We start from the raw sequence: 16,947 nt of genomic DNA, 5'->3' as shown, positions 1-16,947 counted from the left end.
AATTAAATTCCAGGAATTTGAGTTTAAAATTTCATTTAGGTGGTATCTGATATCTGTATCCAGTTATAATTCAAAGATATTCGGAGGTTTTGATAATGGGTTGGATTATTACATTGATTGTAGGTGGCATCATCGGTTGGCTCGCTGGAGTCATCATCGGTAAAGATGTGCCATTCGGCATCATCGGAAACATCATTGCAGGCCTTGTAGGCGCGGCCATTGCGAACGCAATCGGACTCAGCTTCGGTCCTACAGTCGGTGGCGTCAGCATCATCGGCGGATTGCTTGGTGCGATCATCCTCATTCTAGTCGTATCATTCATCATGAAGGCACTGAGAAAAGCGTAGAAGCATGAACGGAGCCATCCCGCCACGGGATGGCTTTTTTTTACATATTAAATTATATGTATGGTTTGAGGCGCCACAAAGCGCGCCTTTTGGTATGATGATAGCAACGATGATAATGAGGTGGAAAATGTGATTATAGAAGGCATCGCGGTAACTATGCAGGACGTACAGGATTTGAATGATTTCGGGGCGGACCGTATAGAGTTGTGTACAGATATGGAGCAGGATGGTCTGACGCCAAGCACGGACCTGATCCAGGAGGCCGCAGCGCACTCTAATATTCCGGTGAATGTCATGATCCGGCCACACGGCGAGTCTTTCTGTTACTCCAGGGAGGATATGGAGAAGATGCGGTCCTCAATCAGAACAGTCCGGGAGTGCGGCGCAGCTGGCATTGTCCTCGGGTGTCTCACAGACTCAGGCACAATCGATGAAGAAGCATTGGCAATCCTCCTGGATGAAAGCGGTGACTTGGATGTGACATTCCATAAAGCATTCGATGCGGTGGATGATCAGTTGGCGGCACTTGAAATCCTCATGCGGTACCCTAAAATCAAAACCCTCCTGACTTCAGGCGGACAAGGCGCCTCTGTAAATAATACAGCGACACTGAAGGAATTGATAGAGATAGTAGAAAGGCACCCTCTTACAATCATGCCTGGGGGCGGTTTGAACACAGAAAATGTTTCTCGGGTAATGGAGGCGCCCACTCGAGACGCACTCCATTTCGGTACCGGCATCAGAGAAGGGTGGTCCTACGAAGGGCGCATTTCAAAACAAGCAGTTCTGACGATTAAAAATCAGGTTAAGTAGGTAAATTATCTAAACCAACCTGCCGTGTGATTCAAAAACTATTGATGAACATGTGCCATCCGGGGAGGCCCCCTTATGGAATTTCCGTCCTATTGTCCTGATGAACCGATAATGATATCTGCTTTCGAAAAAAGATGATGAAGTAAATATTTGAGATCAGTCATCGTGTGGCTGTCAGCAGATGGTGTGGAAAATAAATATTAGGGTATAATGAACAGTAATGTAATTGTTGGGTGGACACAATACCATGTGAGGTGTTATGACTTGGAAAAACTAATAAGCATCGTAGTTCCAGTATATAATAAGGCGAAGTATCTTCATCAATGTCTAGATTCTTTAATAAATCTTGATATAGACAAGGAGACGCTGGAAGTAATATGTGTGGACGACCTGTCGAGTGATGGGTCACTTGAAATAATGAATGATTATTCCAGGGAGTATGACTTCATAAAGGTAATCCCATTAGAAGAAAATTCTGGGAGCCCTTCCCGTCCGAGGAATATAGGATTTGAAGAAGCTAAAGGGAAATACTTGGCTCTTTTAGATGCAGACGACTGGTTGGATAGTAAAGGATTCCCTAAACTTCTGTTACAAATGGAAGAAAATGGAGCGGATATCGGTTTTGGCCAAAGTTATAAACACACAAACAAAAATATTACTAAACTGGGCGCTTTCACTTCCTATAAAAAAGAAAATCAATTGGTTCCATATGAGATAGACAAAATATTCAGGGCAGTAGGACCACCCGGGAAAATTTTCAAACGTTCTATAGTAATAGATAATAATATAAAATTCGAACACATGGCGTTTGGCGAAGATAAATTATTCTTTACAGAGCTTATATCGAAGTGTGAAAATGCTTCCATGACGAATGAGGCGGTATATCATGTCAATCGTCACGCAGAAAATGTGTCCTTGGTAAGAGGGACAAGCATCCTTGAAAAAGCAGCAATTAATTTAACCTTGCTGAGAAAAATAATGAAACTTGAGATACCTCAATCAGCTAAAAAATCAATACTTTCCCGAATGGTCGAAGTTGATTTTATGCGTCGTTTTTTTCATACCAAAACTTTCCTCGCCAGCTTAGAAAAAGATAAATATTATAAGATCTTTGGGGAAGTTGTTCAAACCTTTTCGGAAAATGGCCTCAATATCGAAGATTATATTGAGATAGACAAGTTTAAAAATATTTATCGTCTATTTAATACCAACAAAGCAAATCTGGAGGAATATCTTGAATATTTGGTTGTAGAAGGGCATAAAAGTTTTTATGTTGAAAATGGTGTAGTGCATCAGAGGTTCCCATCCAAATTTTCTGGACTTAATGATGTTACAGCGGAATGCTTTGCCGTTTATGGAGGCACCCATTATCTTAACGGCGATTTTTACGAAATAATCCACTTCTATAAAGAACCGCAGGTTGATATTAATGGCGTATACATGTCAAAAATATCCGACGAATCAAAGCAGCAAAGTATAAAATATAAAATAGAGGACAACAAAATCTATATACGTACCAATGATTTGAAGTTTAATGAAGATGCAGGAATTAATCTGCGGATTGCATACGATGGTTTCAAGTCGATACTGGTGAACTCCTCGCTTCCAAATGCAAGTGAGACATACCAGCAGAAAAGACAAAATTTTAAAGTTGAATTTAAACAAAGATCCGAAAAATCGTTGCTACCAGCTGACAGTTACATTAGTGTGCTGCCTCAGTATATAGTCGCAGTAAAAGATATAAATACCTATCTTGATGAAGACTTCAAAAATATATCGCCAAAAAGATTTAAAGCGGGCACACGCATCTCCATTGATGATACTGTCAAATCTCAACGTGGCACCCCGAGGCTTAAAACTAAGGAAGGCTACATCATTTCAGCTAATAAGAAACTTGTGAAGGAACTAACTGATGACTTGATTGGCGGGTATGTCTTCGAGGTTCCAAAAGAAGTAAAGATAATTAGAAAATGCAAACTATACGAATCAGTTTCTTTTAAAACCGATCCATTAAGGACGTTGGAACCCGGAGAAATAATGAAGGTCAACGATATTGTATACACAAAGAAACTGACCCCGAGATTAGTAGTGGGAGAAAACATTTATATGACAGCGAACTTAGATTACGTGGAAGCAATATATTAATACTCATCTTATTAAATTACGCTTTATACCCGGTGAGAGAGTAGCTTCATTATTGAACGAGCGGACAGGCCTGAATCGGCCTGCCCGCTCGTTTTCATTTCATGTATTCGTACCATAGACTCTCCAGCTGTTCTTTGCCGCGGGTGAGTTCGGGATGGAACTTCACTTTAGCGTAATGGCGTTCATGGTTGATCTTCCCAAGAAGTGTGCGGCTGTTTGCCTCGTCCCCAAGGATTTGGGAAGCGGCGAGCTCTCCCTGCAGCATGGCGACTTTCGCGTTTTCTATGCCTGTGATGTTACCTGCCACATAAAGGTTTTCTATTTCGGTCCGCATCCTGCTGTCGTGGAGGGGGACGTAGCCGCCGAGTGATTCAATGTAGACATGCTTCATATTCAATAAGGAACATATTTCACTGAGCGGTGCGAGACCATCGGAAATGCACACGAAGTCGCATGGTATCGTCCGGCTTTTTTTCGATAAGGTACGCCCCTTTGAATCGACCTGCTGTACGGTGATGGATTCGACCTGTTCTTGGCCATTGATGCGTGTGACTTTCTCGCGTATGGAAATGGGCAGTCCCATGGCATTGACGCCGCTTTTTGGGAATAGTTTGACCGCAGCCTTATGGGAGGCTGGCAGTTTGGCACCGAACCGGCTGGCCGATGCGATGAACTTTGAAGGCGCGAGACCCCCGAGCGACAACAATGTTTCAAAGGCATCCATCGGGGACTGTTCGTTTAAAGGATTGTCCGGCGGCAGGCAGATCTTGGCCACCTCTATATCCGCATAGCCGAGTTCGAGTGCGATTACCAGAGATAGCGGGTTCATGCCGATGATCACACCTCTGTCGCCCGGGGCGACCCTCTGGAAGTTGGTCAGGACCTGTGCCGCCCCGACCGTCATGACCCCGGGCAGGTCCCAGCCCGGCAGGGGGAACGATTTCTCACGGGCGCCTGTGGCGACGATGACGTTATATGATTCGAATGTGCCTCTGGTCGTATGGATCGTGAAATGGGCATCCTTTTCTATATTGATGACGGAAGTGGATGGCCTGAAGGCCACCGCTTCTTTGACATCGCCAAAGAGGGAGTCGGCGATCTCCTGACCGTTCCACCACACATCCTTCTCTTCTTCGTAGAGCTGGCCGAGCAGCCTGCCGCCGGGATGGTAGTATTCGTCGATGATGAGGACGTTCTGCCCATCCTTCAATATGCCTGCTGCACTCAGGCCGGCCGGGCCGCTGCCGATGATTATCGTATCAAACATCGCGCTTCCCTCCTTCTGTGAGGTACGGAAGCATCCGTTGTGATTCTACGGCCATATTCGTTTCAAGCGGCGTCATGCATGCCCGCTGATTCCGGCGGCCGTCCACCGTCACCCGGCATTCCGAACAGTGGCCGATGTTGCAGTACAGGCCGCGCGGCTTTCCATCCTTTTCATGGCGCCTGAGTATGCGGACATCGTTTGCGAGCAGGGCGGATGTCAGGCTGTCGCGGCTGCTGCCATACAAGGTCCGGCCCTCCCAGCTGAACGGGACCTTGTCATCCTCAACCGGCCCGAGGATGGCGTGATGGGTGATCCGTCTCGTCATTCCGATCCCCCCTCTATCAGTTCTGAAAATGAAACCGTCCGTATCGGGGGCTGCGATTTGAGATTGATGAAGGTCGGTTCCGCACTATGGTCCCCGGTCAATTTTTCGATGAACGGGCCGCATGTCCGGGAGGTGCAGAAGCCCATTCCGGCACGGGATTTCAACTTCAGTTCCCGCGCGTTGGTCGCCCCTTCCTCGATGATGTTCTGTAATTCCGACATGTAGATGTTTTCACACCTGCAGACGATGAAATCTTCAGTCATTTGTGATCCTCCTATCGTTTCTGTGCTTCTATACCATTGATAAGAAATAATTGTGCCAGCCCAAAATGACTTGGCACTTAACCTGAGCGACGTCTACAGATCATACTTCCTGATCTTCGAGTAGAGTGTCGGGCGGCTGACGGACAGGGCGTTTGCGGTCTGTTCGATATTGGAGTCGAACTTGTCGAGCATGTGCCTTAAATATTCCGACTCAGCCTGCTCGATGAACCCCTTCAATGCGGTATCACCGTCTAGAGCAGGGTAGGTGTGCGGACGCGCTTCGTCCACTTCATCCAAATACTTGAGGAAAATGTCTGGATCGAGGTGGGAACCCCCGGAGAAGATGACGAGGCGTTCGACGATATTGATGAGTTCCCTGACATTACCGGGCCAATGGTATTCCTTCAGCAAGTTGACGAGCTGGCGGTCCGCGTAGCGCATCTCAATGCCATATTTCTGCGAAATCTGAAGCAGATAATAGAAGAACAAGGATTCCACATCGTCAGGCCGTTCCCTAAGTGGTGGAATATGTATATTGATGACATTGATGCGGTACAGCAGGTCTGACCTGAAATCGTCGCCTGCAAGCAGATCGGCAATCTTTCTGTTTGTTGCGGACACCAATCTGAAGTCCGCCGCTTCTTCGACTGTGCTGCCGAGTTTGAAGTAATGCTTCTCCTGCAGGACCCGCAAAAATTTGACCTGCATATCAATGGGCATTTCACCGATTTCATCAAGCAGCAGCGTGCCGCCTTTGGCCGCTTCTATCTTGCCTTTATTGCCTTGCCGGTTCGCGCCGGTGAAGGCCCCTTTTGCGTACCCGAACAGTTCGGATTCGAACAGGTGCGAAGGGATCGCCCCACAGTTGATCGGGATGAACGGCTTGTCCTTGAATGTAAGATCATGTACCGCCCGGGCGAACAGCTCCTTACCGACCCCGGTTTCGCCGGTGATCAATATGTTCGCTTTTGTGTTTGCCGCTTGGCGTATTTGATTTTTGACGCCTTCAATCTGTGCACTCTTATAGACGATGCTTTTAAACGGATCTTCGGAATGGATCTTTTTGACGCTGCTCGACAGCGTCTCCACCTGGCTCTGCAACTTCCGGATCTCTTCCTTCTGCCGCACCTCCTCCGTCACATCGACCTCGGATACTACCGCCCCCTGCACCGTTCCATCGATGATGAGCGGCACCGATTTGATGTCGACGAATATTTCCGGGGTGGCCTGATGCCCCTTCTTTTCTATGGTGCGCTTGTTGCGCAGCGATTGGAGGATGACCAGTTTATCCTTGTGGAATACATCGGAGATTTTACGCCCTGTGATGTCTTCTGCCCGCATATTGAATATCTCTTCTGCACGCCGGCTGAAATAGATGATTTCCTCGTTTTTGTTGATGATGGTAAACGAATGATGATGGAAGTTGATCAGTTCATCAATCAAGTGTGTTTCGAACATTGCACCCATCCTTTTATCAGAAATTTTAATAAATTATATGTTTCTTTACAGTTTATATTAAATGACAAAAGAAATACAGCCATTTAAATGTGGCATGCTTTTTTCTTTATAGACAGTAGAGGGGAGGCAAGACAATGAATCGACCACATTATGATGTCCTGATAATAGGCGGCGGCATCATCGGCGCAAGCATCGCCTACCATACCGCCGAAAAGGGATTCAAGGTGGCACTCCTGGAAAGCCGGGGGCTTGCATCCGGTACATCATCCAAATGTGACGGCAACGTGCTGCTGATCGACAAGGAGCCGGGCTTCGACAGCCGCATGGCGATAAAAAGCCAGGCGCTCATCCATGCGCTTCCCGATGAACTGGATATGCCTTTTGAGTACAGGCAGCCAGGCAGCATATTCCTGTGCGAGAATGAAGCGGAGCTTGAGCAGGCGTACAGTTGGGTGGACCAGCACAATGCAGTGAACGATAAGGCAGTATTTTTCAGGAAGCTCGACCGTGAGGACCTTAAGAATGATTCCAAACATTTTTCGGATCACCTTGTGGGTGGGATCGAATGCACAAATGATGCGACACTCAATCCCTATATGCTGACATATGCCTTCGCCCATCAGGCGGAAAAGAAGGATTGTGATATCCATGAATATACGCCGGTGACGGCTGTCGAGAAGGAGGGGGATGCCTTTACCGTCCGTTCGCATGAGAAGGCATTCACAGCCAAACACGTCATCAATGCAGCCGGCATATACGCCCCGCATGTCGGGCGGATGCTTGGAATCGACATTCCGATCACGCCGAGGAAAGGCCATATACTCGTATCAAGCCGCGCCGAGTTGATGGGCACGCGCAAAATCCAGGAATTCGGCTATCTGATGACCAAATTCGGCAAGGAGCGGACAGCGGATGCGGAGATGAATGCCTACGGCATCGCGCTGGTCCATGAGGCCACAGACAGCCAGAATTTCCTGCTCGGCAGCAGCCGTGAATTCATCGGGTACGACCATACAGTGGATCACAGTATCATCAAGCTGATCGCCAAGCGCGCAATACACTTCTTCCCCGGCATGAAGGACATGTCCATGATCCGCAGCTATTCGGGGCTGCGCCCCTGGACACCGGACCATCTCCCGATCGTATCGGAAACTGATGTAGATGGCTTCTATGTGGCAGCAGGTCATGAAGGGGACGGCATTGGATTATGTGCCGTGACGGGGCACTGGATGGCCGAGATGCTCGCCGGCACCCTAGAGGAAGACTTGTCGCCGCTTGACATCAACCGTTTCAAAGGAGGGATACATACATGAATGGCAGCAAACAATTCATCACCATCGATACGCATACAGGCGGCAACCCGACGCGGACAGTCGTGGCGGGGATGCCTGAATTAAAGGGTGAGACGATCCAGGAAAAGATGCTCGATATGAAGGAAAATCACGATCATATCCGTAAATTCCTGGTCAACCCACCGAGGGGGCATGACGTCATGAGCGGCACGATTCTGCTGCCGCCGCTGGATGATGCAGCAGATTTCAGCGTCATCTTCATCGAGACGGGCGGCTACCTGCCAATGTGCGGCCATGACACGATCGGCACATGCACGGCGTTGGTCGAGCTCGGATATGTAGAACGCCAGGAACCACTCACCACCATCGTCCTCGACACGCCAGCCGGCATGGTGGAGGCGACATGCACCGTCAGTGATGGCAAAGTCGAATCGGTCAGTTTCGTCAGCACCGATTCCTTCCACCTCAAAACCGTGCATGTCGATGCCGGCGGCTACACGGATGTCCGCTGCGATGTGGCGTATGGCGGCAACTTCTACGGCATCATCAAGGCATCTGACATTGGGGTGGCACTTGACGTGGACCGTTCCGAAGAGATTGTGATGAAGGCCATGGCGATCCGGGACATCATCAATGACACGCATGAAGTCAGGCACCCGTCATTCTCCTTCATCAACAAATTGACCCATATGGAACTCTACGAAGAAGGCGACCCGGTCAGGAATGCCGTCGTCGTGCCACCTGGGGGCATCGACCGTTCGCCGTGCGGCACCGGCACCTGCGCCAAGGCAGCGACATTGCATCAGGCAGGGCGCATGCAGGTCGGGGAGTCCTTCATCCATGAAAGCATAACAGGGTCGAAATTTTCAGCGCAGATCTTGTCTGTGGCGGCGCAGGATGGGGTGGATTATCTGAAGGTCAGGATAACGGGTTCAGCCTGGCTGATGGCGAGACACGACTTCTACATGGATCCGGATGATCCGCTCAGCCAAGGCTATCTGCTCATTCCGGAAATATAAGGGGGTAGGATTGATGATTAAAGTGATAGACAGTTACGACGTACATGTCCATGGCCAGCTGATGCGCATTGTGCAGAGCGACCAGCTTGACTACGGCCCGGACGGGTTCGATATGAGGCAGCTGATGGCCCGGGAGCCCCGCGGCAGCAAATATGTCAACGTGATGGGCTACCATCTGTCTGGGGACACGATCCACACCTACATCGACAGTTTCTCAGGCGTCCACAACCAGGCAACCATGCTGAAGACGCTGGTCCGGACATTGATCGACCGCGGCCGACTGCCGGAGCGGGCGTCGTACAGCGTCATCTGCGACGGCCGCACATTCGATTTGAAGCATTCACAACTTGCCTATACCCCTCTTGCCGAGGTGGCTGAAGCGGGCAATTCCTTCCGGTCGGGTGATAAAACGATTACGCTGCTTGAAACGGATATCACATTGGAGATAGACCGCCTCGCTGAAATCAAGGAGACACTCGGCAGTGACGGCCAGCATGACTATACCGTGTACCTCAATCGGGGCCGTCATCTGGTGTTTGATGCAGAGGGTGATATCGTGGCCCATCCGGTCCATGAAGTGATCTCGCTGCTCCACTGCAGCCACGAAACCACCGCCTTCAACGGCGCAGCAGTCGAAGTGGCTGGAGGCATGTATCACCATCCATATTTCTTCATATCGAATTCACAATTCTATATTGATGAAACGGATATATATACGCGCGGCTTCGTCATCAAATAAATTAAAGGGGTTTTTATATGACAAAGGGGACAAGGAAAAGGAAACTTCCAAGCGGCAAAATATTGGCTTTTATACTGGTGATGTTCGTCATCATCATGTTTTCGTTCATCCTCGTACTGGAACTGCCGATACAGCTCGCCCTGCTCACCATCTGGTTCATGATCATGGGCGTCGGCATCTATCTCGGAAACTCCTACCTGCATATGGAGCGCGGCCTGCTCCAGGGCATACATGAAGGGATGGGGGCCATACTGATCCTTATCGCAGTCGGCGCACTGATCGGCTCATGGATCGCCGGGGGTGTCGTGCCGACCTTGATCTACTACGGCTTGAACATCATCAGCCCGAGCATCTTCCTGATGGCGGCGATGATCATCTGTACGATTACGGCCTTATCGACTGGCACATCTTTTGGTGCCGCCGGGACGGCTGGCATCGCGATGATGGGCATCGGCGAGAGCTTCGGATTGCCCCTCTACCTGGTGGCAGGCGCTGTCATCTCAGGATGTTATGTCGGGGATAAGATGTCACCGCTATCCGATACTACGGTCATGACCGCATCCTTATCGAAGGTCGATCTGTTCCGGCATATCAAGTCGATGTTGTACGTATCGGTGCCGGCATTCATCATTTCAGCACTTTTGTACTGGGTGGTCGGGGCGATACTGTCCCGGGGCAGTGGGGACCTGACGGTTGCCAAAGAGACGATGGCAGGGCTCTCACAGACCTTCAACATCTCATGGGTGATGCTCATTCCTGCAGGTGTCGTCATCGCGCTGTTGATACTGAAGATGCCTTCAGTGCCAGTCATCATGTTCGGCGCACTGCTCGGCAGCCTGTGGGCGACATGGTTCCAAGGGTATGAATTCATTGAAGCCATACAGACGCTCTACAGCGGCAGTTCCCTGGAGACAGGCATACCGTTCATCGACAATCTGCTTAACCGGGGCGGCGTCACCTTCATGCTGGAAGTGATCCTGCTGATCATACTGGCACTCGGGGTCGGTGGGCTGCTGCAGTCGATCGGTGCCCTTGAAGTGATCGGCAACATTCTGGCCAACTGGGCGACCAATACGGGCAATGTCACTTTGACGACGATGATGGCGTCATTCTTCGGTGTCTTCTTCGGTGGTGCGGCCTATGTGTCGCTCCTGACGGGTACCAAAATAACGGAGGAGAACTACGACAGGCTTAATCTTGACCGGTCGCTGCTGTCGAGGAATACAGAAGCCGGGGGCACCATAACGACACCGATGGTCCCATGGTCTGACGGTGGGGTGTTCATGGCGACCACGCTCGGCGTCTCGACGCTCGTATACTTGCCGTTCTTCTGGTACGGCTTCCTGGTCATGATCATTACACTCATTTACGGCTATACAGGCAAGTTCATATTGAAAAAGGAAGACAACAAACAATTGGAGGAGATTGAAAATGGTCAAGAACAAACAACTTAAAGGGGTTTTCCCAGTACTTATCACACCGATGCATGAAGATTATTCAGTGAACTATGAAGGGTTGAAGGAGAACGTTTCCTATTATCTGGATCAGAAAGTATCCGGTCTGGTCATTGTCGGCAGCACCGGGGAGTTCGTCTCACTGGACGATGATGAAAAGGCGCAGATTGTGGAACTGGTCAGCGAAATGGTTAAAGGCACCGATACCCAGCTGCTCGTCGGCGTCTCCGATGAACGCACGGATAAGATGTTGAAATACGCAGAACATGCAGAGCAGCATGGTGCAGACGGACTGCTTGTGATCAACTCATACTACGGGGGTCCAACATCAAACGAAATCTACCACCAGTTCAAGGATGTCAACGACCACGTATCCACTCCGGTCATGCTCTACAACAATCCCTTCACTTCAGGCATCGACATCGATCTTGAAACGATCTATAAGATCGATCAGACACTCGACAACGTGACGCACATCAAAGAATCGAGCGGAGATATAAGGAAGCTCAGGGACATCGCAAGAAATACGAATTTCAATATCTTCTGCGGCTCCGATGACCTGGCATTGGAATCATTCCTGCACGGTGCTACAGGATGGGTATCGGTAGCCGGAAACATTGCACCAAACAGCGCGGCGAAAATGCTTGAACATGTCGAGGCCGGGGACTACGAAGCGGCGAAGGAAATAAACAAGGATCTATTGCCGCTATGCGAGTTCCTCGAGAACTCCGGGAAATTCGTCCAGATCGTCAAGAAAGCGATGGACCTAAAAGGGTTGAACGGTGGCCCTTCCAGGAAGCCGAGACTTGGGCTGACTGATGAGGAAACGGCACAGTTGAAGGCATATATGGAAAAGTTGAATTAAAAAAGAGGCGTTCTACGCCTCTTTCAAACCAGACAGTATCTCATTTTTATATTTATTGACGGTGCGCCGGGAAATGTGGATGTCGCGCTGTTCGAGAATTTTGGATATGCGGGCGTCCGGCATTCCTGGGAACCCTTCAATCTGGCGGATCATATTGATCACTTTGCTCCGGGAGACGCCCGACACGGCTTCTTTTGACAGCAGGGCCTTAAGTGGCATCGTGCCGAGCGGGGTGGAGATGTACTTATTGACGAGAAGCCGGCTTACTGTAGCCGGGCTCAGGCTGGTATTATCCGAAATGATGGTCTGATCGAGCGTCTCAAGGTAACTGCTCCTGCCCGACAGATAGTCTTTCTGTACGGTGGCGATGACGCTCAGGACTTCATGCATATACCGGCTTCTGGCATTCATTATGGAGACGAGCTCTTCGTACTCTCTCTGGAACCCATCCATCAGCTTGTCGAATTCGGGGTCATCTGCAGACAATGCCAGCGGCTCGAATGTGATGCTGCCCATCAGATGGTCGGGGATTTCGATTTGGATGTCACCGTCCGCACCGAGGGTGATGAAGGCGTCGGGCTCGATTGACGCGTTGTCACGAGAAGATAACGGCGATAACCCGAGTGATCTGATATGGTCGAGATAGTCAAGGAACGCATCGGTCGAGATAGAGGCGTCGGCCAGGAAGCTGAAATCATCATGGGCGATCGATGACAGATGGCTCGCAAACAATTGGAACAGTGCTTCATCATAGTGGTCGTCATTTATAAGCTGGAAGCGCAGGTAATCCATCGCATCACTGCAGCCGACACCAAGCATGTCGTAGGCCTTCAATCGTTCGAGGTTTGAATGCACCCGCTCAAGCGGGACGCCCTCCATCTCTGCGATATGGCATGGATCCGCTTCCAAAAACCCATTTGAATCCAAAGAGTATATCAGTGTGCGGATGATTTTGAAGTCATCTTGTGGGAGGGTGCATCTGAAATCGAGAAGCATCTCACTGAGGGTGTCCGGGCCACATGCGTCGTGATGGTACGCCAAGACATCGAGCGGCATCTTCTCCTCGTCGATCAGGAGGAGGGGGTTGGCAGCGCATTTATCTTTTATGTAACGGTTCAATTCCTGCTGGTTGAATTTAAACAGTTGGATGCCATGAAAAAGGTAATGGTTCAAAGCCAGCGTCTGATCGTTTGAAATATGAGTGTCGAGAGTCAGCATATTCATGCCTCCTAGTATGATATGTCTGGTTCAATTATACATCCTTTAAAAAGATATGTATAATCAATAATGTGAGTATTAAGAAATTTATAATAGTACAAGGAGTGTCATAGATGATGGAATTGAAAGACAATGTCACACGATTCATTGACAATGCAAGCGGACAATACATCAACGGCGAATACAGGCAGTCGAACAGCGGCAATACATTCGATGTGACCAATCCAGCGACAGAGGAGAAGATAGTGTCGCTGGATGCCGGCACAAAAGATGATGTCGATCAGGCAGTCAAGGCAGCGCGTGATGCATTCGACAATGGCGAGTGGACGCGTATGGAACCGGCCGACAGGGAGCGCCTGATCTATAAATTCGCCGATCTGCTGGAAGAGAACCGTGAAGAACTTGCCCAATTGGAAGCGTTGGATAACGGCAAACCCTACAAGGTTGCCCTTGAAGATGATGTAGACGGCACCATCCAGCACTTCAGGTATTACGCGGGGTGGGCGACGAAAATATCCGGCAAGACGACGAATGTCTCTACAGAACATATCACCTACACCCTCCATGAACCGGTAGGGGTCGCCGGCCAGATCATCCCATGGAACTTCCCGCTTGCCATGGCGGGATGGAAGCTCGGATCAGCTCTTGCGGCAGGCTGCACCGTGGTCATCAAACCCGCTTCCGAGACGCCGCTGTCACTGCTCTATACAGGCAGATTATTCAAAGAGGCCGGCTTCCCGGACGGCGTGGTCAATATCATCACCGGTTCCGGCCGTGAAGTGGGCGGTGCTTTGAACACGCATCCTGGCGTCGATAAACTCGCCTTTACAGGCAGTACGGCAACGGGCCGGACGATAATGGAGAAGGCGGCTGAGAATATCACCGGCGTCACGCTTGAACTCGGTGGGAAATCGCCGAGCATCGTCCTTGCCGATGCGGACCTCGAAGCGTCACTGGACGGCATCTTCGACGGTACGATGTACAATCATGGGCAGAACTGCAGCGCAACGACGCGCGTCTTCGTCCAAAGGCCGATCTATGAAAAGGTCATTGAAGAGATGAAGAAGCGGGCTGAATCATTGAAGCTCGGCGCGGGACTCGACGCCGACACCGATATGGGGCCGCTTGTGTCCAAAAAGCAGCTCGAGACGGTAATGGGCTATATCGAAAAAGGAAAAGAAGAGGGTGCACGCCTGGTCACCGGCGGCAACAGTCCGGAAGGTAAGGGCTACTTCGTGGAACCAACGGTGTTCGCCGATGTGGAGGATGACATGACGATAGCGCGCGAAGAAATATTCGGACCGGTCATGTCCATACTGCCTTTTGATACAGTGGATGAAGTGATAGAACGTGCAAACGACAGCGAATACGGTCTGGCTGCGAGCGTCTGGACGGAGAACATAAAAGCGGGCCATTATATCTCAAGCAAGCTGGAATCTGGAACCGTGTGGATCAACGACTTCGGTCTGGAACTTGAAACGATGCCTTTCGGGGGCTATAAAAACTCAGGTATCGGACGTGAAATGGGCGGAGATTACGGCATTTCAAACTATATAGAAGTCAAAAGCGTCTTCGTCAACATGAAGCAGTAGTAATATAAGCATGAAACCCCACTCAAAATGAGGCTATTTTGAGTGGGGTTTCTTCTGTTCATCTGTACTACGCTTTGGCCTGTCGTCCAAAAACTGCGGCCTGCCTTCGGCATCGCGGTATTGGCCTAAAGTGTGCTCGTACGTTGAGACGGGTGGGTTATGGCGCTCGGCATACAGGTAGGGGATGGTCGGAAACTCCTGCAGTCTGGTCGAGTTCTTCATGCTACCACTCCTTTTAGGACATGGGTGCGCCCTTTGATGTAATTATACACTAGAAACGCGGATGATGCTCTCTTGAAGTCCTCATTATATAGGTATATATGAAAATGAAGAACTATATCTGAGTCCTGGAATCTGATAGAGTAATGGATATACCAACCAGAAAGTGAGATTTCCATGACAGATCTACTCATCATCCTCTCGTTTATGCTGTTTGGCATCGGCGGCATCGCTTTTTCCGCAGCAACAATCACTACGGTACTAAGAAAGCTTGGCGTGACGGAGTATCCAAGCCGTGAATATTGGCGCTTCACCATCATATTCGTCTTAAGCGCGATAGTGGTCTACATCATTTCCGTACTGATCCGCAGCATAGGATAAAAAATATCCCCATCGGTGGCTTTTGTCCACTGATGGGGATATTGCTATTGTGCAGGTTGTTTGCTCGATACTTTGCTTGCGACCCATCTTACGGTCAAGGCCGCCCCGAGCAGCAGTCCGACATAACCTAAGATCGGATAGAAGAAATTGACGAGGCCGACGAAGCCGACCAGGCTCAGGAAATATCCTAAGATCAGTCCGCCGCCGAGCAGCAGACGGTAACGTTTCGTATAAGGCTCGGAAAACCTGGAAAGGAACGGATAGAACATGCCGACTGCGGTATTATAGATGACCAGCAGCATGACGATCGACAGTCCGATTCCAAGTATAGGATGGATTTCGCGTGCCAGGACGAGCGATGGTATCTCAGAAGGATTGGTGATGTCAATCCTTGCGAGCAGTCCACCGTTCATCAGCACGAGCAATAGGATCAGCATGATGCCGCCGAACAACCCGCCTTTACGGGCTGCTTTAATGCCCGATGCCTGGGCGCCCATGATGGACAGCAAACTGAATGCCATCGCAAGGACGATGCCGCTGTAGGTCAGGGCGTCCCACCACCAGGCGGCTGAAGGCGTCTTCGTCACGTCAGTATATTCTTCCACTTGTGTAAATGGGACGCTTGGATTGAAGAAGCTGTAGGCTGCGATGATCATGACGAAAGCGATCAGGAAAGGTGTCACTGCACCAAGCGCCACAAGAATCTTATTGAAGCTCATGTTCAATGTAATGAATACTCCGATGGCCAAGATGAGCGAGCCGAGCCATGACGGCACGCCGAAACTTTCATTGAAGGCCGAACCGGCACCTGCAAGCATGATGACCATGACGCCGTACAGGAAGAAGACGAGTATGTAGTCGATGACCTTGCCAAGTTTTTTCCCAAACAGTTCGTTGATCGGTTCAAGATGCGAATCTGCATCCAGACGATTACCGAGCTTCGATGCCTGGCGCCCGATGAACATCGTGACCAGCCCTGAGAGCAGGACCGCCCAATAACTCATCATGCCGTAGTTGGTGAAGAACTGCAGGATCTCCTGACCTGTAGAAAAGCCTGCTCCGAGCACCACCCCTACATAGGCGAACCCGATTTTCAGCGGTTCTTGTTGATTACTCAAACAAATCTCTCCTTCTTGAAGTTGCAGGTCATTCTGGAAATGCACACCAGAATGACAGAATTTAAAATATTATTCTGAAATATATTTCAACAATACTATACTAAACATAGAGCACACCACAGTGTCAAACGGTCATAGAGTATATTGCTATGAAATTTATTTTAATGATAAATGAAATAATATTTCTAGAAAGTGAGTGGAAGCGCTATCACGATATACTTGTAATCCCAGACCGTACAAGGGATAGGACGTGATTTTTTTATCAATGAAACTATGTGAATGAATATGCTGTGAGACGAGAATAATACAAGTGTAAAAATATATTATTTAATTGGAAATCTTATGGGCATTTCGTTGACTTATCACCGTCACTAAACGTTCAATGAATCACATTAAAAACGCAATCACGACTGAAAATTGTGTGTTATATTA

General features: G+C 49.4%; 17 protein-coding genes. 10 read left to right on the top strand and 7 right to left on the bottom strand.

All coding sequences use genetic code 11. The features are described from left to right. The first annotated feature begins 95 nt into the window (after nt 1-95). The 3 genes from ACFFLE_RS10810 to ACFFLE_RS10800 all read left to right on the top strand — a co-directional run bounded on the left by ACFFLE_RS10810 (nt 96) and on the right by ACFFLE_RS10800 (nt 3,305). Nucleotides 96-347, top strand: a complete 252-nt coding sequence (locus tag ACFFLE_RS10810; protein ID WP_380572057.1) for a GlsB/YeaQ/YmgE family stress response membrane protein — start codon at nt 96-98, stop codon at nt 345-347. A 129-nt stretch (nt 348-476) separates the two neighbouring features. Then, complete coding sequence (locus tag ACFFLE_RS10805) at nt 477-1,160, top strand: copper homeostasis protein CutC (RefSeq protein WP_380572056.1); 684 nt, start codon at nt 477-479, stop codon at nt 1,158-1,160. 264 nt (nt 1,161-1,424) lie between these two features. Continuing rightward, complete coding sequence (locus tag ACFFLE_RS10800; RefSeq protein ID WP_380572055.1) at nt 1,425-3,305, top strand: glycosyltransferase; 1,881 nt, start codon at nt 1,425-1,427, stop codon at nt 3,303-3,305. Between the two features lie 94 nt (nt 3,306-3,399). On the opposite strand, the gene ACFFLE_RS10795 is transcribed toward ACFFLE_RS10800, so the two are convergent. From ACFFLE_RS10795 to ACFFLE_RS10780, 4 genes are all read right to left on the bottom strand, one after another. Then, nucleotides 3,400-4,572: an NAD(P)/FAD-dependent oxidoreductase gene (locus tag ACFFLE_RS10795; RefSeq protein ID WP_380572054.1), complete on the bottom strand. Its 1,173-nt coding sequence runs from the start codon at nt 4,570-4,572 to the stop codon at nt 3,400-3,402. Continuing rightward, complete coding sequence (locus ACFFLE_RS10790; RefSeq protein WP_380572052.1) at nt 4,565-4,897, bottom strand: (2Fe-2S)-binding protein; 333 nt, start codon at nt 4,895-4,897, stop codon at nt 4,565-4,567. Before ACFFLE_RS10790 ends, ACFFLE_RS10795 begins: the two co-directional genes overlap by 8 nt. Continuing rightward, the gene (locus ACFFLE_RS10785; protein ID WP_380572050.1) at nt 4,894-5,160 is read right to left on the bottom strand and encodes a (2Fe-2S)-binding protein; all 267 of its coding nucleotides are present in this window, start codon (nt 5,158-5,160) and stop codon (nt 4,894-4,896) included. The genes ACFFLE_RS10790 and ACFFLE_RS10785 overlap by 4 nt, the downstream gene beginning before the upstream one ends. Nucleotides 5,161-5,253: 93 nt before the next feature. Next, the gene (locus tag ACFFLE_RS10780) at nt 5,254-6,618 is read right to left on the bottom strand and encodes a sigma-54 interaction domain-containing protein (RefSeq protein WP_380572048.1); all 1,365 of its coding nucleotides are present in this window, start codon (nt 6,616-6,618) and stop codon (nt 5,254-5,256) included. Between the two features lie 134 nt (nt 6,619-6,752). Between ACFFLE_RS10780 and ACFFLE_RS10775 the strand changes: the two genes are divergently transcribed. Genes ACFFLE_RS10775 through dapA form a run of 5 tightly spaced genes read left to right on the top strand, consistent with a single transcriptional unit; the run spans nt 6,753 to nt 11,987 of the window. Beyond that, complete coding sequence (locus ACFFLE_RS10775; protein ID WP_380572046.1) at nt 6,753-7,931, top strand: NAD(P)/FAD-dependent oxidoreductase; 1,179 nt, start codon at nt 6,753-6,755, stop codon at nt 7,929-7,931. After that, nucleotides 7,928-8,929, top strand: coding sequence for a proline racemase family protein (locus ACFFLE_RS10770; RefSeq protein ID WP_380572044.1), 1,002 nt, complete (start codon nt 7,928-7,930; stop codon nt 8,927-8,929). Before ACFFLE_RS10775 ends, ACFFLE_RS10770 begins: the two co-directional genes overlap by 4 nt. A gap of 13 nt (nt 8,930-8,942) precedes the next feature. Continuing rightward, the gene (locus ACFFLE_RS10765) at nt 8,943-9,668 is read left to right on the top strand and encodes a hypothetical protein (RefSeq protein WP_380572042.1); all 726 of its coding nucleotides are present in this window, start codon (nt 8,943-8,945) and stop codon (nt 9,666-9,668) included. A 17-nt stretch (nt 9,669-9,685) separates the two neighbouring features. Then, a complete protein-coding gene (gene nhaC / locus ACFFLE_RS10760) occupies nt 9,686-11,122 on the top strand; it encodes a Na+/H+ antiporter NhaC (protein WP_380572040.1) in 1,437 nt (478 codons plus the stop codon). Continuing rightward, nucleotides 11,100-11,987 carry a 4-hydroxy-tetrahydrodipicolinate synthase gene (gene dapA, locus ACFFLE_RS10755; RefSeq protein ID WP_380572038.1) on the top strand — a complete coding sequence of 296 codons (888 nt, stop codon included), beginning with the start codon at nt 11,100-11,102 and terminating at the stop codon, nt 11,985-11,987. The genes nhaC and dapA overlap by 23 nt, the downstream gene beginning before the upstream one ends. Nucleotides 11,988-11,999: 12 nt before the next feature. Here the strand turns inward: dapA and ACFFLE_RS10750 are convergent, their stop codons facing one another. Next, nucleotides 12,000-13,205 (bottom strand): RNA polymerase factor sigma-54, encoded by a 1,206-nt coding sequence (locus ACFFLE_RS10750; RefSeq protein ID WP_380572036.1) that lies wholly within the window; start codon nt 13,203-13,205, stop codon nt 12,000-12,002. Nucleotides 13,206-13,318: 113 nt separating this feature from the next. Here ACFFLE_RS10750 and ACFFLE_RS10745 point away from each other — a divergent pair, with 113 nt between their 5' ends. Next, a complete protein-coding gene (locus ACFFLE_RS10745) occupies nt 13,319-14,797 on the top strand; it encodes an aldehyde dehydrogenase family protein (protein ID WP_380572034.1) in 1,479 nt (492 codons plus the stop codon). A gap of 33 nt (nt 14,798-14,830) precedes the next feature. Here the strand turns inward: ACFFLE_RS10745 and ACFFLE_RS10740 are convergent, their stop codons facing one another. Then, nucleotides 14,831-15,019 carry a hypothetical protein gene (locus ACFFLE_RS10740; RefSeq protein ID WP_380572032.1) on the bottom strand — a complete coding sequence of 63 codons (189 nt, stop codon included), beginning with the start codon at nt 15,017-15,019 and terminating at the stop codon, nt 14,831-14,833. Between the two features lie 174 nt (nt 15,020-15,193). Between ACFFLE_RS10740 and ACFFLE_RS10735 the strand changes: the two genes are divergently transcribed. Further along, on the top strand, nt 15,194-15,397 hold the full coding sequence (locus ACFFLE_RS10735; protein ID WP_380572030.1) for a hypothetical protein: 204 nt from the start codon (nt 15,194-15,196) through the stop codon (nt 15,395-15,397). A gap of 44 nt (nt 15,398-15,441) precedes the next feature. Here the strand turns inward: ACFFLE_RS10735 and ACFFLE_RS10730 are convergent, their stop codons facing one another. Beyond that, nucleotides 15,442-16,515 (bottom strand): YkvI family membrane protein, encoded by a 1,074-nt coding sequence (locus tag ACFFLE_RS10730; RefSeq protein WP_380571984.1) that lies wholly within the window; start codon nt 16,513-16,515, stop codon nt 15,442-15,444. Nucleotides 16,516-16,947 lie beyond the last annotated feature (432 nt).

This window comes from Salinicoccus siamensis, assembly GCF_042429615.1.
Classification (GTDB): Bacteria; Bacillota; Bacilli; order Staphylococcales; family Salinicoccaceae; genus Salinicoccus; species Salinicoccus siamensis.
The sequence above is the reverse complement of the archived record's forward strand: the minus strand, read 5'-3'. Positions and strand labels throughout refer to the sequence as shown.